The organism is Paenibacillus sp. 3LSP (assembly GCF_032465655.1).
Classification (GTDB): domain Bacteria; phylum Bacillota; class Bacilli; order Paenibacillales; family Paenibacillaceae; genus Fontibacillus; species Fontibacillus barengoltzii.
In genome coordinates, this window is the sequence record NZ_JAWDJI010000135.1 from 1 (window position 1) to 26,006 (window position 26,006).

Sequence of the window (26,006 nt, forward strand, 5' to 3'; positions counted from 1 at the left end):
GATCTGCCGCATAATTTTCTCGATTCTTTGTGTCTACTCTATTGACAGAGGTACACTCCATCCCCTTCCTCCTCATCATCCTTCTCACCGTCATCTTCCTGACCATCCTCATCCGCATCCTCATTCTCACTCTCTTCCCCATCCTCCATTCCTAACGCGCGCTACTCCCATGGCGACACGACGGCCGGTCAGGCCACATGCTCCACTCCCATCCAAGCAACAATCGATTCATACCGTGTTCCTCCATCGATTTCTTGCCTATCTGAGCGAAGGGGATAATCATGTAAAGGACCCCGGCAGAGAATATCACCACAATCCATTTACATTATTTTGAAAAAGTGATATCATATAAATATCAATTTAATATGTGAAGGAGTGTCGCTTCATATGAAAGAAAAAGAAATTTCATGCCTAAACGGTTTTGTCGCCCTGTTGTTTATGTTCGGATTTATTGCGTTGGGGGGATTTCTCGTCACGTTAAGTGATGTCGTTCCTGTGGCAGGCGGTGTGCTCTCCTTCGTCATCGCCTTCGTGCTGTTAACCGGACTGACGATCGTACAACCGAACCAAGCAGCCGTTATCACCTTTTTCGGGCGCTACCTGGGTGTAATCCGCAAGAGCGGCTTCTATCTAGCCGTCCCGTTCTCAACTCGCAAAAAAGTTTCGTTGCGTGTTCGCAACTTCAACAGCGCTAAGCTGAAAGTTAACGATGTCAAAGGGAACCCGATCGAAATCGCCACTGTCGTGGTATTTTCGGTAGTCGACTCCGCGAAAGCACTCTTTGAAGTGGATGAATATGAAACCTTTGTAGAAATTCAGAGCGAAGCTGCACTGCGCCACGTCGCCAGCAAATATCCGTACGATCAACTGGACGACTCCGAAACTGGCTTCTCCCTGCGCGCCAATACGGAAGAGATTGCGCTGGAGCTCACCAGCGAATTGCAGAACCGTCTGGCCATCGCCGGGGTTAAAGTCATTGAGTCGCGCCTGACGCATCTGGCCTACTCGACCGAAATCGCAAGTGCGATGCTGCAACGTCAACAAGCCGAAGCGATCATCGCCGCCCGCGAGAAAATCGTTGACGGCGCCGTCACCATGGTTCAAATGGCAATTGAACGGCTGCAAGCCGGTCAAGTCGTGGAGCTGGATGACGAACGCAAAGCCGCTATGATAAACAACCTGCTTGTCGCTGTCGTCTCCGACCGTTCCGTCCAGCCGGTCATCAATACTAGCACGTTGTATTAATTAGGGGCATCCATTCACGATGGCCAGCAAAAAGAGCTTCCCACTTCGCCTTGACCCGACGCTATATCAGGCTTTGGAACGCTGGGCAGCGGACGAATTCCGAAGCGTGAATGGGCATATCGAATACCTGCTGCGAGAAGCATTGCGCCGCGAGGGAAGACTGCCTTCCACCCGGGCGCCGGGCAAGGAGGAAGAGAAGCATGACGCAGACGACAGTAAAAAGTAAGTCGTGGTGGGAACCGAAGTCGACGACCCTGCTAAAAGAGTACGCCAGAACCTCTGGAGGGACTTACGCTGCAGGAACTTTTAAGAACTGGAAGTATAAGGGACAGCGTGTCCATCTGCCGCTTTCCCCACACTTCGGTTCCTGTGAGGTGACGATCACTGACCCGAATAACGACAGCTCCGGTCATGAGTACGCGATCTCCGTGAAGTACAGCTACCGGCCGCGCCGAAAGCTGGAGTTCGTGTTATTTTCGGCCAACCGACATATCTTGGCTTGGTTTTCCAGAGGGCTCCGGGAAGCTTCCCTTCCCAACTCCGCGCTGAACAAAAAATATCGAGCCAAAGCTTCCCATCCCAGTCTCCTGCGATCGGCATTGAAATATGAAGGGATCGAAGAGTTGCTGAACCTTCATTCCAAGATCCATGTACGACTGCGGATTAAGAACGGACGTGCCACTTTGACCTGTACGGAGAAATTAAAGAAGCCCGACGTGACTGCTATCACAGCAACCGTTGAGCTCATGAAGAAGCTGCTTCTTGCCTTGGAGGATCAAGGCATTATTGGGGATCCCGTCATCCATCCAAAACAATAGCATTTCCATCAAAAAAACGAGCCTTCCCTCGTAAGACCGGAACAAACGTCCGGAACCTTACGAGTTGGGAGGCTCGTTTCACTTTACATCGTAAGATTATAGCTTCACTCGTTGCAAGCGCAGCGCGTTCAGCACCACGGAGACGGAGCTGAGCGCCATCGCTGCTCCGGCCAGCCACGGAGCGAGGAAGCCTGCAGCGGCGACCGGGATACCGATCGAATTGTAAGCAAGCGCCCAGAACAAGTTCTGCTTGATGTTACCCATTGTGCGCTTGCTCATGGCGATTGCATCCGGCACGCCTTCCAGGTCGCCGCGCATCAGCGTGACGTCGGCGGCCTCCATGGCCACGTCGGTGCCCGTGCCGATGGCGATGCCTACGTCGGCTACGGCCAGCGCGGGAGCGTCGTTGATCCCGTCGCCCACCATCGCCGTCTTCAGGCCGCGGGCCTGGAGTTTTTTCACCTCGGCGGCTTTGCCTTCCGGAAGCACCTCGGCCAGCACCTCGTCGATCCCGACCTCGGCGGCGATCGCCTGGGCGGTGCGCACGTTGTCGCCGGTGATCATCACCACGTGAAGGCCCATCTCCTTCAGCCGCGCCACCGCGGCCTTGGACGTCTCCTTCACGGTGTCGCTCACGGCGACCATGCCGGCGTAGACGCCGTCGACCGCCACGAGCAGCACGGTTTGGCCGGCCGCTTCCAGCGCGGCCATGCCGGCCTCCGCGGCGGCGACGTCGACGCCTTCACGCGCCATCAAGCGGCGCGTGCCGGCGAGCACCCGGCGGTCCTCGACGACCGCCGTGATCCCGTGCCCGGGCACCGCTTCAAAAGCGGTCGCCTCGGGCAGCTCCAGGGCGCGCGCCCGCGCCCCGGCCACCAGAGCATCCGCCAGCGGATGCTCGGAGCCGCGCTCGGCGGCGCCGACGAGCCGGAGCAACGCAGCTTCGTCCCAGCCCTCGGCCGGGACGACTTCCCGCAGCTCCGGCTGCCCCCGCGTGATCGTGCCGGTCTTATCCAGCACGATCGCTTGCAGCCCTTGGGCGGCCTCGAGGTGCTCGCCGCCCTTAAACAGGATCCCGTACTCCGCAGCGCGTCCGGACCCGGCCATAATCGATGTTGGCGTCGCCAGCCCCAACGCGCAAGGGCACGCGATGACGAGCACGGCGATTGCCTTTTCTAACGCCTCGGCGAAGCTGCCCGGCGTCACGAAGAAAAACCACACCAAGAACGTAACTACCGCAATCCCAACCACAATCGGGACAAAAATCCCGGAAATCACATCGGCCACCCGCTGAATCGGCGCCTTCGAGCCTTGCGCCTCCTCAACGACGCGGATGATTTGCGCCAGCGCGGTTTCACTGCCTACCTTGGCCGCTTGTACGCGCAGCACACCATGTTTGTTGACCGTCGCACCGATGACCGTGTCGCCTTCCTTCTTCTCCACCGGGATGCTCTCCCCAGTCAGCATCGATTCATCTACGGACGAGACGCCGCCAATGACAACGCCATCGACCGGGATCTTCTCACCTGGCTTGACGATCAATACGTCTCCCGGTACAACCGCTTCGATCGGCACCACTGTTTCGACGCCGTCTTTGAGAACCAGCGCCGTTTTGGCCTGCAGTCCCATCAACGTTTTGATCGCTTGGGAGGAGCGGCCTTTGGCTAGCGCCTCAAACCATTTACCGAGCAGGATTAATGTAATCAAGATCGAGCTGGTTTCATAAAACAGCTGGGGGGTATGCCCATGAGGCATCGACAAAGAGTCCAAACTCAAATACAAACTATAAAAATACGCCGCCGACGTACCCAGCGCGACCAATACGTCCATGTTGGCGCTGCGGCTGCGCAGCGCTTTGAAGGCACCGACGTAAAAGCTCCAGCCGATGATAAATTGTACCGGCGTTGCCAGCGCGAGCTGGAACCACGGGTTCATGAACAACTCCGGCGTCCAGATCCATGAGGTAAAAGAGAAATGCCCGGCCATCGCCCAGAGCAGCGGAAACGCAAGCACGGCCGACACGATCAGCTTATTTCGTTGTTTCCGGATTTCCCGTGCGCGAAGTTCCCCGGACTCCTTCTCGGACGGCTTCAATACCGCACCGTAGCCCAACTGGCTTACCTTATTAATAATCTGCTCGATCGAGACCGTCCCCGGCTCATACCGCACTTGCGCCGTTTCCAGCGCCAGATTGACGTTGGCTTGTTCCACGCCGGGCAGCCGGTTTAACCCCTTCTCGATCCGTGCCGCACAGGCCGCACAGGTCATGCCGGTAATTTGCAATGTTGTCTGGTCGTGATTCGCACCGGCGGCTGGCCATGTTTTTTCCATGACAATTCCTCCATCTTAACCCCTGTAAGTTATACCCCATAGGGGTATGTAAAGGGCAAATAAAAACTCCAACTCCCGTTCCCTAAAGACGCACGGCGAATTTGCTCGTACGTCTCAGAGGTCCAGGAAAAGTCTTTCGATCAAACGACGTCGTAGCCTTGATCCTCGATCGCTTCTTTGATTTGATCAACCGTCACTTTCGTTTCGTCGAAAGTCACTTCCACTTTCTTCGCAGCCAGATCCACTTTCCCTGTAGCGCCAAGGCCGGCAACCGCTCCTTCTACCGATTTCACGCAATGATTGCAGGACATTCCTTCAACGGTTAACGTAATATTTTGCATGATTCGTTCCTCCCATGAGTTTTATAGATGCTTCCTCTGCAGCGTACCCCCCGGGGGTTCCACTGTTTATTTCATCAGCTTATTGACCGTAACGAGCAGCTCGTCGAGCACTTCCGTCTCACCGGCTTGAATTCGCTCGATCACGCAGCTCTTCATGTGTCCCTCCAGCAGCAGCCGGCCCACGCTGTTCAGCGCAGATTGCACGGCGGCGATCTGGTTCAGCACATCGTCACAGTAAGTATCTCTCTCAATCAGCCCTTTGATACCGCGGATTTGCCCTTCAATCCGGTTCAACCGGCTGGTCAAGTTGCTCTTCATCGCTTCGGAATGATGACTGCGCCGTACCGGCTTACCATTCTCCGTTTCCGATACGTGTTGATGCCCGCCGTGCTCCTCGCAATGAGCGGACGCCACATGTTCCTGTCCCTCGACCTTCGCCATACATGACTCCTTTCCAAACTAACGTGGTTTGCTGTGGTACGCTCATTATAATATACCCCCATGGGGTATGTAAAGAGGGGGCCGCAAACCTTTTTCTCGACGCAAAACAGACCTCGCAATGTTTACTCGAATGGTTACCTCCTAATGTTTACCTCTTAATCGCTAACCTCTTAAGCCTTCCTTCTGACGATATCCTCCTATCGCTGCCCCGTAACGGACCTCAAAGTCCTTATTTGTCATTTCCCGGCTCATTTCCCGTGTTAACGGACCCCATTGATCTTATTCGCACCATAAAGATCCCAACCTGTGCAACATCCGCAAAATAACGGCCATGAGGTCCATTAGCCGCCAGCAAACGCCAATCAACCTCAAATAACGGATCTACGGTCCGTTAAAATAACCGGTACAGTAGTATGACAATAGCGACTGCGGCTACAACAGCAACAATGAGCAGCCACAGCCGAGACACCTGCTGCATCAGCGTATCATCTGCACTCTAACGCTTACCAGGAACGCTATTGGGCCCAAAATGAGGGCGTTAAGAATCTAACGCTTATGAGAGAGCTTATTCGCCCGTTATGCCCTGGAAACGGAGCCGTTTGGTGCAAATAAGCTCGCTGACAAGCGTTAGAAATGAAACCCCCCGCTTTGGGCCCAAATAAGCACTGTGGCAAGCGTTAGCCGAAACGGCACACGTCGACCGGTCGATTAGTAGTTAGAAGTAGTTAGAAGTAGTTAGGAGTATCATGAACAGTTAAAAGTAACTTGCGCGACGACAGTGTCAATCGTTGATAATAGGGAATTCACGTAAGCGTACCAAGCGGTTACTCGCGTACTTACGTACTCGCGTACTTACGTACTAGCGTAGCCCGCGCGCTTGCCCCCACACAACGCCGCATATCCGCTCGCCGCCCTCTTAGCACCCCCGCGGCTCCATCGAAGGCTGCTCCTCTCTATCTAGCATCCCCCGCCAACGCCAAAAAACCCGCTGCCACGCGACGTGACAACGGGTTTCATTTCCGATATTTGACTGTCCTCTTATTGGTAACCCCAAATCATCGTCAGCAACGTACCAAAGACGGTCACCAGCCCGACGAACAGGGCGTATACGAGATTGGCGTACAAGGCACCTTTGCTGCGGTTCTCGCCGATGTGCATGAACATGAACAGCTGCACCGACATCTGTACGGCCGCGCAGATGAGCAGGATCGTCATGCCCATGGCAAACGACATATCCCAGAACACCACCGACAGTGCTACGACAGAAAGGATCAGTGAGAACACATATCCCATGACGTGTTGAATCGGGAACAGTTTTTTCATGTCACATCAGTCCTTTCAAGTATACAAAGCTGAAGATGAAGATCCAGACCACGTCCAGGAAGTGCCAGTACAGCGAGAAAATAAACGATTTATTCGCCGTATCATGAGTAAATCCTTCGCGTTTCACCTGAATCATCAACCCGCTGCCCCACAGCAGACCCAGCGTCACGTGGGCGCCGTGCGTCCCCAGCAAGACGAACAAGCTCGACAGGAACGCGCTCGTTTGCATCGTCGCGCCTTCATGCACATAAGTCACGAACTCGGTAATCTCGATGCCCAGGAACCCGAGGCCCAGCAGCAGCGTGATGGCAAAGAACGCCATAAACGGTTTTCTCAGCCCCAGACGCATGCTGTGTACCGCCAAACCGCAGGTAAAGCTGCTGGTCAACAGCAAGAACGTTTCGCCCAACACCGGTCCGATTTCGAAGATCTCTGCTCCGTTCGGGCCGCTGCCAGTCCGGTTCCACAGCGTCAGATACACCGAGAACAGCGTGGCGAAGAGCACGATTTCCGCGCCCAGGAACAGCCAGAACCCAAGTACCCGGTTACTGTTCTCTTCCGTTTGATATTCGAGCGGTAAAGTATGATCTACCTTCATGCGTGTTCACCCCGCAATCCTGCATCCGAGTCCAACCGACTGGCCAAAGCCTTCTCGGTTTTGATAATTTCGCTGACCGGAATATGTCGACCGTGGTCGCGTTCGAAAGAACGTACCGCCAGCATGACGAGAATTCCCAGGCCGGCGATGATCGCCGGTACCCACCAGCTAAAGACCATAAAGAATCCGAAGAAGAAGAAAATCACACCCAGGATAAACGGTTGGCCGCTGTTGTTCGGCATATGAATCTCTTCGTATTTGTCCGAGTACAACGGTTTGCCGGTTTTCTTAGATACCCAGAACGGATCCAGTGAATCGACCTTAGGTACAACGGCAAAGTTGTATTCTGGAACCGGAGAATGCGTGCTCCATTCCAGCGTACGAGCGTTCCAAGGATCGCCCGTTTTGTCCCGTTCCGCGTAGCGGAAGCTCCAGTAAATGTTGTACACCAGCACGATAAACCCGATGGCGAGTCCCACCGCACCGATCGAAGCGATCAAGTTCAGCGGACCAAAGCCGGTGCTTTCCGAATAGGTGTACATCCGCCGGGTCATTCCTTTCAGACCAAGGAAGAACAGCGGCATAAAGGTTACATTAAAGCTAATGGCAATAATCCAGAAAGCCAGTTTGCCTTGACGATCGTTGAGCCGGAACCCAAACAATTTCGGGAACCAGTAATAGAACCCTGCAATAACCGCAAATACGGTACCTGGAATCAGCACGTAGTGGAAATGCGCCACCAAGAACATCGTGTTGTGGTATTGATAGTCGGCGCTCGCCATCGCCAGCATGACCCCGGTTACCCCACCGATCGTAAAGATCGGGATAAAAGCGAGGGAATACAGCATCGGCGTTGTAAATTCGATGCGCCCTTTTTGCAGCGTAAACAGCCAGTTGAAAATTTTAACCCCGGTTGGAACTGCAATCGCCATCGTTGTAATCGAGAAAATCCCGTTAACCATGACGCCGTGACCCATCGTATAGAAGTGGTGCGCCCATACAACAAACGACAGCAGCGAAATGACGATCATACTCCATACCATGGATTTATAGCCGTACAAGTTTTTGCGTGAGAACGTCGAAATGACTTCACTGTAAATCCCGAAGGCCGGCAAAATCACGATATAAACCTCCGGATGGCCCCATACCCAGAACAGGTTGGCCCAGAGCATATCCATCCCGCCGTTGGCCATTGTAAAGAACTGCGTACCAAACAGGCGATCGAACATCATCAGTGCCAGCGCTACGGTTAATACCGGGAACGCAAACAAGATGATGATATTGGTGATCAGTACCGACCAGGTAAACATCGGCATTTTCATCAGCGTCATGCCTGGTGCACGCATTTTCAGAATCGTCACCAGGAAGTTGACGGCAGTCATCAGCGTACCGATCCCCGCGATTTGGATCGCGATCGAGTAGTAGTTATTACCTACCGTTGGGCTGAACTCAACGCTCGCCAGCGGGAAGTAAGCGGTCCATCCGGCATCCGGGGAGCCCCCGATGACGAAGGAGATGTTAAACAGCATCGCTCCGGCGAAGAACAGCCAGAAGCTGACGGCATTCAGCCGTGGGAACGCGACGTCGCGCGCGCCAATTTGCAGCGGAATAACCACGTTCATCAAACCAACGATAAACGGCATCGCCATAAACAGGATCATAATGACCCCGTGTGTTGTAAAAATTTCGTTATAGTGCTGCGCATCCAGCAGCCCGTTCTCCGGCATCGCCAGCTGCGCCCGCATGAGCAGCGCATCCACGCCGCCGCGGAAGAGCATCAGCAAAGCGGAGATGATATACATGATGCCGATCCGCTTGTGGTCGACGGTCGTTAACCATTCGCGCCACAGCCAGCCCCATTTTTTAAAATAGGTTAATCCGATGACGATCGCCAGCGATACAACCACAATGCTGACCATCGCGCCATAAATCATCGGCTCACCCGTGACGAAAAATTCGTCCCATTTCATGTTCAGGTACTCCCTTCCCGTGGATTAGTTATGAGCTTCGTGTTCGCTAGATTCTTCCGTCATGTCCATGTCGGAGTGGTCCATCGTCGAATGGTCCATCTCCTCGGTCCCGTTCTCGCCGCCATGATGATGACCGGCGTTCTCGCCTTCCGGCGCAGGACGGAAGTCCAGATGAGTCGAGCTGTACGTTTGACGACCGACATGTGCGGTTTCCAGCAATTTATTGAACTCCGACTCGGTCAGCTCAGGAGCGGTGTCCTTCACTTCTTTGACCCATTTGTCATATTCCGACGGCGCCATAGCCAGCGCTTCAAATTCCATGTGTGCGAAGCCCTCACCGGAGAAGTTCGAGTTCTTACCCATGTAGGAGCCCTCATGTTCAGCAACGATGTTCAGCGTATTGACCATGTCACTCATCGCGTATTTCTGTCCCGCCAATTGCGGAATCCAGAAGCTCGTAATTGGACCGTACGAATACAGCCGGAACTCTACTGGACGGTTCGTTGGAATGTTCACATAGTTAACCGTCTCGATTCCTTCCTCCGGATAGCTAAAATGCCATTTCCAGTTGGAGGAGGCGGCGTAAATCACGAGCGGCTTTTGATCCTCGTAGCCTTCCGGCACTTTTTCGACCGCTGACGTACTGCGCACGGTCACAACCGACAGCACCGCGACGATAATGATTGGAATCGTAATCCAAGTGATTTCCAGCCATTTGCTGCCTTCCACATGCGGCGGTTCGTAGTCCGGCGCTGCTTTGGAAGCCCGATATTTCGTTAACATATAGATGTACAGCGTGTAAACGACCAGCAAAATAAAGGCCATCGTTAAAATCGAAAAAATGATGACTTGCGATTGGGTCTTGGCCACCGGACCTTTCGGGTCTAACACCGTCAACTGATTACACCCGGTCAGGAGGACAAGGAGGGCTGAAAATAAAGCTAAAAGCAACCCTTTCCTTTTCATAGGATACCGATACCCCTTTCTTCATTGTGAACACCATCCCCTAAAGCTATGGGCATGGCTTCGTTCGATCAGCTACTTTTATGTTAGGAAAGGGGGGATTGAATAACAATTCATATAGAATGTTATTTCTGTAAATTTATTACATTCAATAGTGTGACTTTTATCCTTTACATCACATGAAAAGTTGATTTAAGGCGATTTTCGGCCGTTTTCCGGCAAAATCGGCGATTTTGATAATTGTTCACAATGCGGCTGCAGCCTATCAGAGTTCGCAGAATTGTCATAGAAAATCTCCATTTTGTGATTTTGTTCACAATATTTCGTATTCCAATCAATCTCGCACCCTCGCCTCTCTCCTGGATACGAGAAGAATGTGCGACATTTTCGTGACATTTTGATTGAACATAAACAAAAGAGGCTGCCCCAAAGCAAAACTTCCCTTGTCTTCAGGACAACCTCTTACCTCATGTTTATGCTATTTTTCGTACAGATAGACGATCAAATGAAGCATGTCCGCTGTAAGTTAATTCTGAACAGAATCTTCGGCCTACAACAACTCTTTACGCAGTTGCTCCGGCGATTTCGGCGACAACAGGCCGAACGGAATATCAAAGACCGTTTTCGCCCCGGACTCACCAGCTTGCGACAGCTTGTACGCTGCGCGAGCGTAAGCGACCAGTACGCTAGCTGTAAATTCCGGATTGCTGTCCAGCTTCAGGCTGAATTCGATCAGCTGCGTGCTGTTTGCACCGGTCCGGCCGCTGCGCAATACCATACCGCCGTGCGGCATTGCGGAATGATTCGCCTTCAATTCTTCCTCACTAATGAAGTGAACAATCGTGTCGTAGTCCGCGAAGTAGTTTGGCATCGACTTGATCTCTTGCTCAATCTTCGCCAGATCCGCTCCTTCCTCCGCAACGACGAAGCATTCGCGCAGGTGTTTTTCACGAGTGGTCAGCACCGGGTTTTCTCCGTTGCGTACGCGTTCTACGGCTGCCTCTACCGGAATGGTGTACTGTTTGCCGTCCTTCACGCCAGGTACACGGCGAATCGCATCGGAATGGCCTTGGCTGACCCCTTTGCCCCAGAACGTATAGTCCTTCCCTTCCGGGAGTACAGCTTCCGCCAGCAAACGGTTCAGCGAAAACAAACCTGGATCCCAGCCCGTCGAAATCACGCTGACCGTTCCTGCTTTCTGCGCTACTTCGTTCACTTTTGCGAAGTATTCCGGAATTCTCGCATGCGTATCAAAGCTATCGACCGTATTAAACATCGACGCCAATTGCGGCCCTTGCTCCGGCAGATCTGTAGCCGACCCGCCGCACAGAATCATTACGTCGATTTCACCTTTATATTTTTCAATTTCGGAGATATGAACCACACCGCTGGCGGCTGCCACCTCATCCGGTTGTCTGCGCGAAAAAATCGCTTTCAATTCAAAGTCGGGATTCTGCTTCAGCGCCATTTCCACGCCCCGTCCCAAATTTCCGTAACCTACGATACCGACATTAATTGTTGCCACTGAATATCCCCCTTCATGATGGTTAAACTCGTCATAACCCATAGACTAACCCCCATTGTAATGGACGCTCCTCATTTTTTGAATAGTTTACATGCAAGGTTAGCGTTTTTGTTTAAACATTCTGCATATTTGTGCAAATTATTTGACGTTTGATGCAAACCCTGGATTGCCAGGCTTCACAGATTAGACACAATTAGATAGAAATTGAGGCACGATATAGCCCATTCTAGTCATACTCAGGCGGAATTAATCCATGTAAAATGGTAATCATTGTGAGGAAGCTCATAGACTATCTGAATTGAGGATGAATTCGATTGAACAGGTTTCTTCGTAAATGGACAGGTTTCGCGGTTATCGCATGTATTATCGTTCTTGTTCTAACACCAGCTTCTGTTTTTGCCCACGCATATGTGGTTTCTTCCAATCCAGCAGCAAACGAGACATTAGACACGTCCCCAGAGATGATCGTCATCGATTTTAATGAACCGATTGAGGCAGGCTTCCATAAACTCGAAGTCATTGGCCCCAATGGAGACGACGTAACCGATGGCGAAGCGGCAATCGATCCCCAGAAGCCTTCTCGGCTGACCGTCTCCCTGCAGTCGGATTTGCCGGAGGGGCTGTATACGGCAAAGTGGAATGTGGTTTCCGGCGACGGTCATGCCATCTCGGGCACAATTCCGTTTCAGATCGGTCATGGTGATCCAGGCGGTGAGAGCGGGCTCCCGATCCATTCAACGACGGATGGCGGCAGCTCGTTTCCAGGATGGAGTCTGCTATTAGTCCGCTGGCTATTTTATGGCGGAATGACAGCCTATCTTGGGGCTGTTGTCTTTCATGCTTGGCTTCTCCCCCGCATGGACAACGCCTGGGGGTCCGAACGGTTGAAGCGGCGCAGCCGTGTCCTATGGCTAAGCGGACTGATCGCCTCCTCCGCCGGCATTCTGCTTAGTTTGCCGCAGCAAACCGCTGACGATGCAGGCGGGGGATGGAAGGAAGCGTTGGATCCGGCACTTTGGCGGCAAACGCTCGTGTATACCACCTTCGGGGAGATTTGGAAGGTTCAGCTCCTATTGCTGGGAGGTTTGCTCTTATGGACGCTGTACCTGCTGCGCGCCAGCAGAAGCAACCGACCGTCTCAGCTTCCTTTGCTTGTGGCTATGCTGCTTGGCTTAGGGCTGCTGCTCTCCAAGGCATTTATCGGACATGCCGCCACGGCAGACCTGCGGGGACCAGCCATAGCGGCAGACTTTCTGCATTTGACCGCATCGTTGATCTGGCTGGGCGGTGTTGGCGCGATAGCGTTTTTGCTTCCGGCAGCAGCCAAGACTGTCGCTGGTGAAGAGGCCCTGAAATCTGCACCGTCACACCTCCCTCTCTCTTGGCAGACGGTCCGGCGTTTTTCCATACTCGCCTTCATTATGGTAGCTATCCTGGTACTCTCTGGCGTGTATGGGAGTTTGTTGCACGTACCAACGCTTTACTCGCTAACGCATACGACATATGGTCTTGTACTGTTGGCCAAAATTGCCCTGACCCTGATCTGCCTGCTGCTTGGAGGTTGGTCCTTCCTGCGTGGAAGACAGGCAAGGAAGCCGCTGAACGCCGCCGGCATATGGACGGAATTAGGAGCAGGACTAGCTGTGCTTCTATTGGCTGGTGTCCTGGCGAACTTGCCCACAGCCGCTGCGTCCCCCGGCCCCGCTGCTCTGATCCATCAGTTGGATGATGGAACGAAGGTCACGATCCGCATAAGTCCAAACGTTGCTGGCACCAACACCTTTCAGGTGAATGTGCTCGGTCCGGATGGTCAGCCCCGCAGCGATGTGGACCAAGTGACGCTGGAGCTAGCGTCAAAGGAAATGGACATGGGCACGATCGAAATCCTCTTCCCCGGCGGCTCCCCTCCCGAGGTGAGTGACTTGATTACGATGGGCGGCCGCTGGAACGTTCACGTCCATATTCTGACAAGTTCACTTGACAGTTACGATTACGATACAGAGCTGACAGTAGGGAATCCGTAGAGGAATAATCTTAACGATGATCAAAGGAGGTTTTAGTTATGTTAAATCCAATACGTAATTTTAAAAAGCCGTTTTGGCATTACGCAGCAATCGCTTCTGCTATTGCATGGATCTTGATTCTTGTCTTGTTCACCAGCACGGCCAGTGCACATGTAACGGTTAAGCCCAGCCAATCCCCAACGGGAGCCTGGGAAACCTATACCATCAAAGTACCTGTGGAGAAAGACATCAATACGGTGAAAATCGCCCTCAAGATCCCGGAAGGAGTCGCCTTCAAACAGTACCGCCCCGTACCGGATTGGAACGTAGAGCTGACAACCGCGGAAGATGGAACCGTCACGGCGGTCACCTGGACGGCTGAAGGCGCTGGCATCGGCCCCGGCGAGTTCCAGCAATTTGAATTCGTCGCGCAAAATCCTGGCAAGCCCGCGGAACTGGCCTGGGACGCCTTCCAATATTACAGCGACGGCAGCGTTGTAGAATGGACCGGCGCGGAAGATTCCGATCGCCCCCATTCATTAACGGTGGTGAGCGCCGCGGAAGGCCCTGCGGATCATACCAGTTCACACGGTGGAACGGATGCCGCGTCAGGCACCACGGAGGACGCCGGACATGATCATGGCAGTACCAATGAAAGTGCGACAGCCGACAATACGGAGACGAGCGGTTCAGACAGCGAATCCTCATCCTCATCCGCATCCCCGTCCAATGAGAGTGACAGTGGTTCCCCAGCTGGCACGACGGCTCTTGTACTTTCGGCCTGCGCGCTGCTCGTATCGTTGGTTGCTTTAGGGCTGACGTTACGCTCCAGACGCAAGTAAGCTGATCGCATAAAAAACAGCGAGTCTCCCCCACGCTTCATCGCGCTGGAAGACCCGCTGTTTTTTCATAACGGATATATCCATTTATTTCATGCCGATGGGTGCCTGATCGAATGGCTCCTTCCCGGAGCGCTGTTGTTCCCGGGGGATGCCGAACAGGCAGCATAACGCCAGCAACATCCCAACGGACGCGCTGATGAACAGCGCCGGATAACCAAACGCATCGATCACCCAGCCAAGAAGCGGAGGCGATGTAATTGCGGCCAGGGACGATACAAAGTAATAAATCCCTGTACGCGTCCCGATGCTCTCCTCCCGCCCGGTGGCAACAATCCATGGGTAAGAGTTGATGTTAATACACGCCCAGAAGATCCCCCCGACAATAAGCAGCAGGCGCAGCCACAGAACAGAGTCAACGAACACCATCACACCAAAAACAACAAACAATCCGGCGACACCGATGGAAATGATCGCTTTTTTCCCATAACGGGCTCCCAGCCAGCCGCTTGGCAACGCAAATAGCAGAAACGCAAGCGAGAAGAACGTCAACGAAAAAGAAGCTTCCGCATCGCTCATCCCAATCTGCTTAGTGCCGTACAACGTGAACAATGCCTCAACGCCTTGATAAGCCACGAACCAGAAGAAGATGGCCCCTAAAATCAGTACCGTCGTCTTGTCCAGCTGGTCCTTGATGCGAATCTGCGGTTTCGGCTTCCTGCCGGCTTCATCATCCCCGGCGACCCCCGCCACAAGCGCTGCGGCAGGTTCACGGATCACCGTCTTCAGAACCAACAAACAAATGAGCATCACAACTCCGGCAAAAAGAAACGGCATATACGAGCCGATCCCATAAAGCTGAGAGCCGATGCCAAAAGCCAGCACCGAGCCAATGCCGCCCATGAAGTTGATAATGCCGTTTGCTTTGGTCCGCTGCGGCTCTGGCGTAATGTCCGGCATAAGTGCCACCGTCGGCGCGCGGAACAAGCTCATCGATAAATTCATTAACACCATAAACAATACCAGTGTGACGAACCCGGTATGCCAAGGGATCAAAGCCGCAAACACTGCCCCTAACGGCATGCCAATCAGCAGATAAGGCATCCGCCGTCCGTATCGGGTATTCGTCTTATCACTGCGGTGTCCAATCCATGGCTGCAATACAATGGCGAAATAATTATCGATCGTCATCATAAACCCGATCATTGCGGCGCTCTTCAAATAGTCGTCCAAAAACAGCGGAACAAACGCATTGTACAGCGCCCAGGTCAAGCTAATGCTAAAAAACCCGAGACCCAGCAGCCATGTTTTTCTCATCCGTACACGCTCCTTATTTCACCAGCAGTTCAGCCAAGCGATCCGGGTAATCGGTAATGATACCGGCCACACCCGCTGCGATCAGCGCCTGCATCAGCTTTGTATCGTTTACCGTAAACGGATGATAAACGACTCCGTTCGCCTTGGCCTCCGCCACCAGCTCTGGCGTCAGCGCGTATTGATAAGCGTGGAGCGCGTCCGCGCCCACCCGCTTCGCATAATCCCACGGTTCATACAGGCCTTCCATGTACAAAATGCCGGTACGGATGTCCGGAGCCAGCCTTTTGCATTCAACGAGAGAATAGTGATTAAAGCTGGAAATGATGATCCGTTCGCTTAAGCCAAAGCGGCGCACCGTATCCAGTACCTTTTGCTCGATGCCCGGGTATAATACGACGCCAGTTTTCAGTTCGAGGTTGACGATGGTATCCGTGTTCCGAACGAGGTCCAGCAACTCCTCCAGCGTTGGAATGCGCTCACCCGCAAACTCCTCGCGGAACCAGGATCCCGCCTCCCGTTGCTTAATTTCGGTCAAAGTCAAATCCTTGACCCACTCCGGCGTTCCCGCCGTCCGTTGCAGCGTCTCGTCATGGATGAGAACCAGTTCTCCGTCGCGCGTCATCTGCACGTCCGTTTCAATACCGGTCGCCCCAAGCTCCAGAGCTTTGGCAAAAGCCAGCATCGTGTTCTCCGGGTAATACCCCGCAGCCCCGCGATGCGCAAAATTAATTAAATCGCTCAAAAGGATCATCCTCCCAGGCATTTATTTAAAATTAATATTAAACATCCCCCTACTATAATCCTGCATTGTTAGGCCTGTATAAAAAAGCACCATTATCCCTTTGAGTCAGAATTGGGAGAAGATAATGTTTTGGCCACACTTTTTCACCTTTATCCCTTTTGTTCCGGAATGAGGCACCATGAGCAGGATCGAATAGAGGCTTCCGTGAATCATCTACTTTTTTTGCAAGATTTGATGGACGATATGGGATTTTTTTCTTGATAACAGAACATGTGTTTGGTATAATTTAGAAAAGAGAACATACGTACGTATTTATTGAGCTTAGAGGATTGGATTGGAGGGATCGGATATGAAATTAGGAATGAATGCGGAATATCAATGTATCAGCAGTCGTTTTCAAAGTGAGGCAGATTGCATAGAGGCCATCATCGCGATGAAGTGGCCACATGGCTTCGTCTGCCCGCGTTGTGCTTATACGGAATGTACCTGCCTGTCCTCTCGCCGCCTTCCTTTATTTGAGTGCAGACGATGCGGCTATCAGGCGTCGCCTTTGGTTGGTACAATTTTTGAAAGAACACATCTGCCTTTGGTAAAGTGGTTTCAGGCGATGGAGCTGTTTCTGCTCCCTGACGGCATCTCAGCATTGCGGTTGAGTCAGGTCATTGAAGTGACCTACAAGACCGCCTGGCTCATGCTGCACAAAATCCGTCATACCCTCGGCGAATGTGATGCCCGGGAACTGCTCTCTGGAGACGTGAAGGTCAACTGTGATCAATATGCGTATGATTTGTCGCATTATCATCCGACGGCTCAGCCTTATGCCACCCCGGTTGTCGCCGGGTGCACGGTTACGGAGTTTGGCGAGCCGGAGCGAGTGAAGATTCAATTGATATCGCACACAAGAGGAGACGGACAACGAGCGAACAAGCACGATGTCGCCGCGTTCATCCATAAGCATGTCGATGTCCCTACCTCTACCGTCCAGTCATTTCCTTTGGCATTTCGACTGTATTTGCCTTTGCGCAAAGAAGTCAGAGCGGCGTGGACTTCGCTGAAGCGCACCTATATTGCCCTGGGGCTAACCCATCTGCAAGCGTATTTGAATGAGTACACCGTCCGCCGTCATCTTCGCATGTCCTTTTCCGAGGAAGAAATGCGTCAGAACTTGCTTCAGATGTGCTTGTCTATTCCAGCGATCCCCTACGGCCAGTTAATCAAGCGTCATCAGAAGACATTCCTTGCAACAGCGGCGTAAATAGAAGCGATCAGGGGATAATATGTCTTTATAATCTGTACTTGAACTTCTTATCCTCTTCAATTTAAATTTCACTTTCAATTCTGTGCGGTCTATTACTCTCTTTAACTTCTGTACCTTGTCTTCTTGACTCTTCACTAGGCTAGGGTCATATCAGCTTCAATCTGCTATATTAGTCATACTCCTAGTTCGTATTCCTAGGGCTATCTTAAGTTTTTTTCGATTCAAAAAGAACCTAATTCTCGACTGATTCCAACCAGGCTGATCACCTCAGACAGAGCACTTTTTCGAAACAACGATTTCCCTTACTCTACCGCCTGACTCAAAGGGATAATCTTGAAAGGGAGTGCGACAGTATAGGTGTGCCCCGCCTGAGTTTTACAAAAGGCGCACACGGGAAAAACGTGCCGCTGCAAACGCAACCGCACGTCGGTCTTCCATCTGTGTTTATGAATAAAGTAAAGGTCAGGAACGATTTACCGCCAACGGCTCGGCCTTCCGCAACTCGGCATTGAGTGCTGCGGCATCTCGGATCGCTCGAGTGTCTCTGAAGATCTCCCCCGGCCTGCTGGCCTTCCCGATCACATAACCAGCAAACGGTAACCCTACGAAATCAAACGTGTACTGTAGCTGTTGAATGAGCGGCAGCGCTTTGATCCGTGGATTATCACCGCCGACTACGACGGCATAGGCTGTTTTGGACGCCATTCGCTCCTTAAAGTTGAAGCGGACATCACGCAAGCTTTGCGACCAGCGATCGATAAAGTTCTTCATTAAGCCGGATGCTCCGTACCAGTATACCGGTGTGGCAAAGATCAAAATATCGTGCTCCAGCACCTGCAAGATCAGATCGTCGTAATCGTCATCCACCGGATCGAAGCCGCCCTCATCGTGCCGTTGATCGTGGATCGGTTTGATCTCTTTCTCCCGCAGAACGATATTCGTATAGGGTAACCCCTCTAAAACCAGCCGCGTGAGTTCCTCCGTGTTCCCTCCATTCCTTGCACTCCCCTGAATGACAGCAATGCGCATTCCCTGCACTCCCCTCCGAATTCTCAAGCGAAACTTCCCGAAGTTGCGCCTGCTTTACGCCTATTTATTGTTATGCGACAGGCATCTGAAATATATGCAATCTCCATAAGTTTATGGCGTTTTTTCGGGAAATGTGCAAAGGGTTGTCTAGTAATATGTTGGTAGAACGACACCGGGACCCGCCAAATTTCCAGTTGAGGCTGCGATTAGACCTGATCCAGAGCTAGAAGCGGAATGATCGTGATTGATTCGCCAAACCTCGTTCCCGCTGAGGTTTACCGGATAAGCTCGGCCTCCAAATTCCAGTAGCCCTCCCGCATCCAAGCCCCTGCCCCGTCTTCCAGACGAGGGAGCGACCCGACCAAGGTCCAGTTCACAAACCGTCCCCAGCCCGTTATGCGCTGCCGCGATTCCCGGTAGAATGAAAACATGAACAACGGATAACCCAATCGAGGCACTAGAAACTTAGACTCAATGATCCTTATTGACTTAAAAATAAATGAAAGCGAGTGGTTGACCATGAGAAAACTGTATCGTTCGGCAACGGATAAGCAACTGACCGGCCTGTGCGGCGGGATCGCCCAATGGTTTGGGATGGACTCCACGGTTGTGCGGCTGATCGCTATCGTAGCGCTATTCTGCAGCTTTGGCACCATCGTTGCCCTGTACTTAATTGCGAGCCTGATCGTTCCGAAGGAACCGATCGGCAACTACAGCTACGATGACCCGTTTGCTCCGTTTTGATCAGTGAAGGTTCCCAAACTTTATTAACTCTAAAGGAGAGATTTCAATGAGTAGCGTATTTGATCGTATCGCCAATCTAGCTAAAGCATCCATTCATGAAGTGTTAAACAAACTGGAAGATCCGGTCCTGATGACCGGCCAATACTTACGCAACCTGGAGGACGACATCGCCGCCGCGGAGAAATTGTTGAAGGAGCAGCAAATGACTGCGACTGTTCAGGAGAGAAAAAGCGCGGATATCGCCCATCTGGCCAAGCAAAGTGAAATTCGGGCTTTGACCGCCCTGGAGCAAGGCGATGAAGTGACGGCGCGCCATGCCGCTGCGGAGAAAATCCGCTACGAAGAGCAAGCGCAGCTGTACGCGAAGGAGGCGCAGGAAGCCCGCGACCGCGTCGCTGAGCTGGAAATTCGCATTTCAGAAGGGAAAGCGGAGTTCGCCCGCTTGAAGGAGAAACGGAACGAGCTGGCAGCCCGTGCCCGCAAGGTCCAAATCAAAGCCGAGACCGAACGACCGAACTTCAGCCGCGGAATCGAAAGCGGCGCAGCCGCGCGGGGCTTCGAGCGCATGGAAGAGAAAATTCTGAGCTGGGAGGCTCAGCAAGAAGTCTCCTCCAGCTACGGGAGAACGGCCGGCGTCGCGGATGCAGGCACTACCCAGTCCGCCGCCGTCAACGAAGAGCTGGAACGTCTGAAGGAGCAATTGTCGAACCGGCATTCCTGAGCCGTTCATATATAGAAGAACCACCCGAACAAGATCGGGCGGTTCTTTCATTTAGGCCGGCATCGAGCCGGGATCGGCGGCAAGGTAGCATATCTGCGGATGAACCGTCTTCACCCCGGGACAATACCGAGCAAGAGAGCTTCTTATTTGCCGTCCTTGCCGGCTTTGAACACTTCGCCAATCGCGCCGAGACTTCCCAGCGTTTCGATCGCATTCGACGGGAGAAACACCTTGTTGGCCGGTCCCTTGGCCACTTCCTTCAACGCTTCGAAGGATTGGTACGCCAAGACGGATTCGGTTAAAGCCGCATCGCGCAGCATCTCGATCCGCGCTTTTTCGGCGGCGGCAATCGCTTCGATCGCCTTCGCTTGACCCAGCGCCTCCAGCTCCTGGGCTTGACGGAAGCCTTCGGCTTCGCGAATCCGAGCTTCCTTGTCACCCTCCGCCTTCAGGATCTTACTTTGCTTGTCACCTTCCGCACGCAAGATCATATCCTGCTTGGCAGCTTCGGCCTCAAGCACGATCGCCCGTTTGTTCCGTTCGGCCTTCATTTGCTTATCCATCGCTTCTTGGATATCCACCGGCGGCCGGATGTCCAGCACTTCAACCCGTTCGATCCGCACGCCCCATTTCTCGGTCGCTTCATCGAGCGCCGTCCGGATATCGGTCGAAATCTTCTCCCGACCGGATAACGTTTCGTCCAGCTCCATTTTACCGATGATTTGACGCAGCGTAGCTGTTGTAATGTTCCGTACCCCGTACACAAAATCGGAGATGCCGTACGTTGCTTGTTCCGGACTGACCACCTGATAGAAAATAATCGTATCGATCTGCACCTGTACGTTATCCTTGGTGATTACGGTTTGCGGCGGTACATTCGTCTGTTGAATCCGCAAATCATGATACGTCCGAACCTGGTCGATGATCGGGATCAGGACGTTCAACCCCGGTGTCAGCAAGCGGTTAAATTTACCGAGCCGTTCGACGACACCTACCCGTTGTTGCGGTACAATTTTGACTGTCAGTGAGATAAATACAACAGCAACAACTACAATGACCGCAATAATTGCCCATTCCATTAAGTCAATTCCTCCCATCTTTCTACTTCGATAATTGTACTGCTTCGCGCCAGCACCCGAACCTTCTCATCTCTGCCGATCGGGACGGAGGCTTTCGCGCTCCACGAATCTCCTCCAACTTTCACGATGCCGTATTGACCGGGTTCAATCGGTTCCACAACGACGCCTTGCTTCCCTACCAGTTCGGTACCGATGTCCTTAAACCCTTTTGCCTTGCGAAATTTTCTGGAAAGCGGCTTCGTAAACACCGTCAGGACGATAGCGACCAGACAGCCCAAAGCAACCTGCCAAAAATAAGCTTCGGGGGCCACCCAAGCTACGACTACCGCAACCAACGCGCCGATGCAGAGCCATAGCAGGTAAAAAGTCATCGTCATCATCTCAAGTACCAATAAGATTCCGGCGACGATGAGCCAAATCGCCCACATTTCCATCCCCCTGTTGCACCACCTTTCAGCATTATAGTTATTTATACGGGAAACATACCAAAAAGTATCAAGGAATATTTTGTTTTCTTATCTTTTCGGGACTTTCCTCCTGTTCTGATGCCCTTTTGCAGGATTATCCCTTTCGTTCAGAAATGGGGCATCATCGAAAACGGAGGATTAGAGGATCACCTGAACATCTGGACAGGAAATCGCCCCCTGATGCAACGGGATAATCACGAGAAGCGGGCGGCTGACATAAGCATTTCCTCGCAAAAAAATAACCGCCGGGCATACGCCCAGCGGTTTTTGTTTGCATGTATCCGTGCCATACGGCATTAACGGAGATTAAGCAGTTACAGCATCCAAATCTACGTCGCGTTTGAACGTCTCGTTGTCGTTCTCGCCCAGGATCTTACCGGTGATCACGCCAGCAGTGATCGAGTCATTGACGTTCAGCGCCGTCCGGCCCATATCGATCAACGGCTCAACGGAAATCAAGAGGCCTGCCAAAGCAACCGGCAGGTTCATCGTCGACAGGACGATCAGCGAAGCGAACGTAGCCCCGCCGCCAACGCCGGCAACCCCAAACGAACTGATTGTTACAACCAGGATCAGCGTCAGGATGAAGTCCCAGCTCATCGGGTTGATCCCAACGGTCGGCGCGATCATGACGGCCAGCATGGCTGGGTAAATCCCGGCGCAGCCGTTTTGCCCGATCGTTGCACCAAACGAAGCCGACAGGTTGGCGATTCCTTCCGGAACGCCCAGACGTTTCGTTTGCGTCTCCACGTTGAGCGGAATCGTTGCCGCACTGGAACGCGAAGTGAACGCAAATACCAACGTCGGGAACACTTTACGTACATACTGAATCGGATTGTAGCCAAATGCGGCCAACAGAATCAAGTGAATGATAAACATCACGATCAGCGCCACATACGAAGCTCCGACGAACTTAATCAGCTTCAAAATCTCTTCCGCATTAGTCGTAGCAGCAACGTTCGTGATCAACGCCAGAATCCCGTAAGGCGTCAATCGCAGAACCAACGTCACGATCCGCATCACTACAGCGTATACCGCTTCGACCATTTTGCGGAATGTATCCGCTTGTTCGGGCTTTTTCTTATCGAGTCCAAGTACCGCTACCCCGATAAATGCCGAGAAAATAACGACTGCCAAAGTCGAGGTGCTCCGAGCACCGGTCATATCTGCAAACGGATTAGTAGGAATGAAGTCGAGCACTTGCTGCGGAATCGTCTTGCCTTCCACTGTGCCCAGGCGATCTTCAAGGGCCGCACCGCGCGCCTGTTCTCGATCCCCCGCCTCGATTTCAATCGCCTTCAGGTCGAAGCTCAAGCTGGTCACGATGCTGACGCTTGCCGCGATCGCTGTCGTAATCAGCAATACCGCGATGATCAAGGCGCTCATTTTTCCTAAGTTTTGCTTACCTTTCAAATTCATAATGGCCGAAATAATCGAAACCATGATCAGCGGAATAACAACCATCTGCAGCAGCCCGACGTAACCACGCCCCGCCAGGTTAAACCAGTCGGTTGATTTCGCGATAACCTCAGAGCCGGCGCCGTAGGATGCCTGCAGGATTACCCCAAATACAAGCCCGAGCCCCAGTCCGGTAAACACCCGCTTGGTAAAGGATATGTGCTTCTTCTGCATCCAAATCAGAACGCCGATCAACACAAGCATTACGGCTACATTAATAATGATACGCAAGGTATCCATAACCAGATCTCCCCCTGAATATGTCCTTAAATTCGTGTTCGCACCTTGATAGGCAAACGCCGAATTGCGAATTACAAATCGTATGATAACACATATACAAGTATTTTGATAGGATTAACTTTCACACAGCTTGTCACTAAATTACAAAGGTTGTCCCTGCTCCACACAGTAAGTCTTTGCCTCATCCCCACATCTCAAATTCTAACGTTTGCATACTGATATATTGCATAATTGGGATAAATTAGATTTGTTTTTACGGATACCAATCTAAATTTTCATGGTTTTGTTCAATAACAATTATGAGAACAGGCGATTATCCAATTAATATGGAGATAACTAATGATTTCGTCTTAATAATCATGTAATTTACTTATATTAACTGAAATTTCCTTAAATTCTCCTTGTGCAAACGTTTTATTTTTCTTGTTGCTCAGGTATGATGGTGAAATAAAGGTACTTTTGCGAAAGGAAGATGTTCGATGCAAACCCCAAGTCTTCTTCAGCGAACGAAGCTCCGGCGAAATGGAAGCGCTGTTCCGTTGCTTCCCCCGCACCTGCTTCGGATCCTGATCCTGCTCTTGGTGCTGCTGCCGATGCTGCTTGCCGGCTGTACCGATACACCGGGCAGTAAGAGCACCGCCTCGGAACCAAAAGGGAATTCCACCGATACAGCAGCCACAAGCCCGAACCCCCCTGAAGGCGGGAAAGCCGCTGCACCTAATGCGGTGGATTCCCAACCCTCTACGGTTTTTTATGAAATTTTTGTCCGTTCCTTTGCCGACTCGGACGGCGACGGCATTGGGGATTTCAAGGGGCTGATCAGCAAGCTCGACTACTTAAATGATGGGAACCCGGATACGGATACCGACCTGGGGATTGGCGGCATCTGGCTGATGCCGATTAATCCTTCGCCAAGCTATCACGGTTATGACGTCACCAACTACAGGGACATCAATCCGGATTACGGGACGATGGACGACTTCCGCACGTTTTTGAATGAGGCCCATAAGCGCGGGATAAAGGTCATTATGGATCTGGTCGTCAATCATACCAGCAAAGAGCATCCGTGGTTCACCCAATCAGCTGCCGATCCAAACAGCCCGCACCGGGATTGGTACGTTTGGGCCGAGGATCAAGGCCGTGCTGTGTCCGGCACCAGTGCCGCCGGAAGCGGCAACCCTTGGCATAGCCTGAACGGCGGCCATTACCTCGGAATCTTCTGGGACGGGATGCCGGATCTCAACCTCGATAACCCGGAAGTACGGAAAGAAATGATCGAGATCGGACAATTCTGGCTGGAGCAAGGCGTGGATGGGTTCCGCCTGGATGCAGCGAAGCATATCTACGAGGATTTGCTGACCGACAAGAGCCAAGAAACCACGAACAAAAATGTGGCTTGGTGGCAGGAGTTCCGCAGTGGGCTCAACGAAGTCAAGCCGGACGCCTATCTCGTTGGCGAGATCTGGGATCCTTCCGCAGCGCTGATCTCCTCCTATCTGGACAAAGCCTTGGATTCCGGGTTTAACTTTGGCCTGGCCGAAACGATCCTCAGCAGCGTCAAGAACGAAAAGGACGCGAACATCCCTTTTACGCTGGAGCGTACGTATAAGCTGTACAGCGAAAAATCCGGCGGCAACTTCGTCGACGCTACGTTCTTGACCAACCATGACCAGAACCGGGTCATGACCCAGCTGGAGGGAGATGTGCCGCACGCGAAGATGGCCGCGAGCCTGCTGCTCACGCTTCCCGGCAATCCGTACATCTATTACGGCGAGGAAATTGGCATGTTTGGGGCGAAGCCTGACGAGCTGATTCGCGAGCCGATGCGTTGGACGCCGGACGACAGCGAAGGCCAAACGACCTGGGAGCCCGCCAAAAACAATGCCGGCATCAAGGGCCTCAGCGTAAGCGAGCAAACCGGCGACTCCGCCTCCCTGCTGTCGCATTATCGCCAGTTGATTCGGATACGCAACGAAATGCCGGCATTAAAGGACGGCGCGATTCAGGAATATGCAACGGATCAGCCAGGCATTACAGCTTTTGTTCGTTTGACGAAAGACCAAGCGGTACTTGTCGCTCACAACTTGACGGGTCATGAGCTCACCGTCTCCTTGGATCCGAATCAAGCAGACGGCAAGAGCTTCACCAAGCTGTTGGCGGAAACAGGCGAAGGCGCCAGCCTCAGCGGCAATACGCTGACGCTGCCTGCGTATTCAACAGCGGTATTAGAATAGTAAAAGGCCCTGCCAGCTAACAAACAGCTGCAGGGCCTTTTTAAATGTAACGGACTGTATGGACGTTATTTGCTCATTTTTCGCATATTTCAAAAACTAATGGACTCCAGTGACGTTATTCGGGCTAAAACTAGCGTTTGGAGCTATCCAAGCAGCAAATAGCGGCTCCTGGGTCCGTTAGTTTTCGAGGATCCCGCTGATCAGCGGATATAACGGCATTTGAGTCCGCTGCTATGAACGTTTTTGTCAAGCCCTCGGTTTTAAATCTGCCTGAGCACGTGGCGCGAGAGCAAAAAAGCGAGCGACGGTCGGCACGCTGC

General features: G+C 52.5%; 23 protein-coding genes. 9 read left to right on the top strand and 14 right to left on the bottom strand.

Annotated features, from left to right (window positions below):
• The first annotated feature begins 387 nt into the window (after positions 1 to 387).
• Genes RW092_RS10880 through RW092_RS10890 form a run of 3 tightly spaced genes read left to right on the top strand, consistent with a single transcriptional unit; the run spans position 388 to position 2,063 of the window.
• Positions 388 to 1,245 carry an SPFH domain-containing protein gene (locus tag RW092_RS10880; protein WP_316010201.1) on the top strand — a complete coding sequence of 286 codons (858 nt, stop codon included), beginning with the start codon at positions 388 to 390 and terminating at the stop codon, positions 1,243 to 1,245.
• Positions 1,246 to 1,264: 19 nt separating this feature from the next.
• The gene (locus tag RW092_RS10885) at positions 1,265 to 1,471 is read left to right on the top strand and encodes a type II toxin-antitoxin system antitoxin (protein ID WP_009223980.1); all 207 of its coding nucleotides are present in this window, start codon (positions 1,265 to 1,267) and stop codon (positions 1,469 to 1,471) included.
• Entirely contained in the window at positions 1,446 to 2,063 is a 618-nt protein-coding gene (locus RW092_RS10890) for a hypothetical protein (protein WP_085170878.1), read from the top strand. Before RW092_RS10885 ends, RW092_RS10890 begins: the two co-directional genes overlap by 26 nt.
• Positions 2,064 to 2,159: 96 nt before the next feature.
• Here the strand turns inward: RW092_RS10890 and RW092_RS10895 are convergent, their stop codons facing one another.
• From RW092_RS10895 to RW092_RS10930, 8 genes are all read right to left on the bottom strand, one after another.
• The gene (locus RW092_RS10895; protein ID WP_316010202.1) at positions 2,160 to 4,394 is read right to left on the bottom strand and encodes a heavy metal translocating P-type ATPase; all 2,235 of its coding nucleotides are present in this window, start codon (positions 4,392 to 4,394) and stop codon (positions 2,160 to 2,162) included.
• Positions 4,395 to 4,534: 140 nt separating this feature from the next.
• Positions 4,535 to 4,735 (bottom strand): copper chaperone CopZ, encoded by a 201-nt coding sequence (gene copZ, locus RW092_RS10900; RefSeq protein WP_028540131.1) that lies wholly within the window; start codon positions 4,733 to 4,735, stop codon positions 4,535 to 4,537.
• 66 nt (positions 4,736 to 4,801) lie between these two features.
• Positions 4,802 to 5,176 (bottom strand): metal-sensitive transcriptional regulator, encoded by a 375-nt coding sequence (locus tag RW092_RS10905; protein WP_016313703.1) that lies wholly within the window; start codon positions 5,174 to 5,176, stop codon positions 4,802 to 4,804.
• 1,038 nt (positions 5,177 to 6,214) lie between these two features.
• Complete coding sequence (gene qoxD / locus RW092_RS10910; RefSeq protein ID WP_016313704.1) at positions 6,215 to 6,499, bottom strand: cytochrome aa3 quinol oxidase subunit IV; 285 nt, start codon at positions 6,497 to 6,499, stop codon at positions 6,215 to 6,217.
• A 1-nt stretch (position 6,500) separates the two neighbouring features.
• Positions 6,501 to 7,097 (bottom strand): cytochrome aa3 quinol oxidase subunit III, encoded by a 597-nt coding sequence (gene qoxC, locus RW092_RS10915; RefSeq protein WP_009223973.1) that lies wholly within the window; start codon positions 7,095 to 7,097, stop codon positions 6,501 to 6,503.
• Positions 7,094 to 9,067 (bottom strand): cytochrome aa3 quinol oxidase subunit I, encoded by a 1,974-nt coding sequence (qoxB, locus tag RW092_RS10920; RefSeq protein WP_316010203.1) that lies wholly within the window; start codon positions 9,065 to 9,067, stop codon positions 7,094 to 7,096. The genes qoxC and qoxB overlap by 4 nt, the downstream gene beginning before the upstream one ends.
• Positions 9,068 to 9,091: 24 nt before the next feature.
• Complete coding sequence (qoxA, locus tag RW092_RS10925) at positions 9,092 to 10,033, bottom strand: cytochrome aa3 quinol oxidase subunit II (protein WP_085279769.1); 942 nt, start codon at positions 10,031 to 10,033, stop codon at positions 9,092 to 9,094.
• A 547-nt stretch (positions 10,034 to 10,580) separates the two neighbouring features.
• Positions 10,581 to 11,555 carry a diaminopimelate dehydrogenase gene (locus RW092_RS10930; RefSeq protein ID WP_036625787.1) on the bottom strand — a complete coding sequence of 325 codons (975 nt, stop codon included), beginning with the start codon at positions 11,553 to 11,555 and terminating at the stop codon, positions 10,581 to 10,583.
• A gap of 314 nt (positions 11,556 to 11,869) precedes the next feature.
• Between RW092_RS10930 and RW092_RS10935 the strand changes: the two genes are divergently transcribed.
• Positions 11,870 to 13,579 carry a copper resistance CopC/CopD family protein gene (locus RW092_RS10935; protein WP_316010204.1) on the top strand — a complete coding sequence of 570 codons (1,710 nt, stop codon included), beginning with the start codon at positions 11,870 to 11,872 and terminating at the stop codon, positions 13,577 to 13,579.
• Positions 13,580 to 13,617: 38 nt separating this feature from the next.
• On the top strand, positions 13,618 to 14,400 hold the full coding sequence (locus RW092_RS10940) for a YcnI family copper-binding membrane protein (protein WP_316010205.1): 783 nt from the start codon (positions 13,618 to 13,620) through the stop codon (positions 14,398 to 14,400).
• Between the two features lie 84 nt (positions 14,401 to 14,484).
• On the opposite strand, the gene RW092_RS10945 is transcribed toward RW092_RS10940, so the two are convergent.
• Positions 14,485 to 15,714: an SLC45 family MFS transporter gene (locus tag RW092_RS10945; RefSeq protein ID WP_316010206.1), complete on the bottom strand. Its 1,230-nt coding sequence runs from the start codon at positions 15,712 to 15,714 to the stop codon at positions 14,485 to 14,487.
• A 13-nt stretch (positions 15,715 to 15,727) separates the two neighbouring features.
• A complete protein-coding gene (locus RW092_RS10950) occupies positions 15,728 to 16,456 on the bottom strand; it encodes a glycerophosphodiester phosphodiesterase (protein ID WP_085170869.1) in 729 nt (242 codons plus the stop codon).
• Positions 16,457 to 16,805: 349 nt separating this feature from the next.
• Between RW092_RS10950 and RW092_RS10955 the strand changes: the two genes are divergently transcribed.
• Positions 16,806 to 17,711, top strand: coding sequence for an IS1595 family transposase (locus tag RW092_RS10955; RefSeq protein WP_316010207.1), 906 nt, complete (start codon positions 16,806 to 16,808; stop codon positions 17,709 to 17,711).
• A gap of 465 nt (positions 17,712 to 18,176) precedes the next feature.
• Here the strand turns inward: RW092_RS10955 and RW092_RS10960 are convergent, their stop codons facing one another.
• Positions 18,177 to 18,743: a flavodoxin family protein gene (locus RW092_RS10960; RefSeq protein ID WP_016313713.1), complete on the bottom strand. Its 567-nt coding sequence runs from the start codon at positions 18,741 to 18,743 to the stop codon at positions 18,177 to 18,179.
• Positions 18,744 to 19,262: 519 nt separating this feature from the next.
• On the opposite strand from RW092_RS10960, the gene RW092_RS10965 reads away from it, so the two are divergent.
• Together RW092_RS10965 and RW092_RS10970 are read left to right on the top strand one after the other, a co-directional pair.
• The gene (locus RW092_RS10965; RefSeq protein ID WP_016313714.1) at positions 19,263 to 19,487 is read left to right on the top strand and encodes a PspC domain-containing protein; all 225 of its coding nucleotides are present in this window, start codon (positions 19,263 to 19,265) and stop codon (positions 19,485 to 19,487) included.
• Positions 19,488 to 19,533: 46 nt separating this feature from the next.
• A complete protein-coding gene (locus RW092_RS10970; protein WP_316010208.1) occupies positions 19,534 to 20,208 on the top strand; it encodes a PspA/IM30 family protein in 675 nt (224 codons plus the stop codon).
• A 143-nt stretch (positions 20,209 to 20,351) separates the two neighbouring features.
• On the opposite strand, the gene RW092_RS10975 is transcribed toward RW092_RS10970, so the two are convergent.
• The 3 genes from RW092_RS10975 to RW092_RS10985 form a co-directional block, all read right to left on the bottom strand.
• Positions 20,352 to 21,287 (bottom strand): SPFH domain-containing protein, encoded by a 936-nt coding sequence (locus tag RW092_RS10975; protein WP_016313716.1) that lies wholly within the window; start codon positions 21,285 to 21,287, stop codon positions 20,352 to 20,354.
• Positions 21,287 to 21,721: an NfeD family protein gene (locus tag RW092_RS10980; protein WP_036625656.1), complete on the bottom strand. Its 435-nt coding sequence runs from the start codon at positions 21,719 to 21,721 to the stop codon at positions 21,287 to 21,289. Before RW092_RS10980 ends, RW092_RS10975 begins: the two co-directional genes overlap by 1 nt.
• 339 nt (positions 21,722 to 22,060) lie before the next feature.
• Positions 22,061 to 23,452, bottom strand: coding sequence for an L-cystine transporter (locus tag RW092_RS10985; RefSeq protein WP_316010209.1), 1,392 nt, complete (start codon positions 23,450 to 23,452; stop codon positions 22,061 to 22,063).
• Positions 23,453 to 23,931: 479 nt separating this feature from the next.
• Between RW092_RS10985 and RW092_RS10990 the strand changes: the two genes are divergently transcribed.
• Positions 23,932 to 25,686: an alpha-amylase family glycosyl hydrolase gene (locus RW092_RS10990; RefSeq protein ID WP_316010210.1), complete on the top strand. Its 1,755-nt coding sequence runs from the start codon at positions 23,932 to 23,934 to the stop codon at positions 25,684 to 25,686.
• The last annotated feature ends 320 nt before the right edge of the window (positions 25,687 to 26,006 follow it).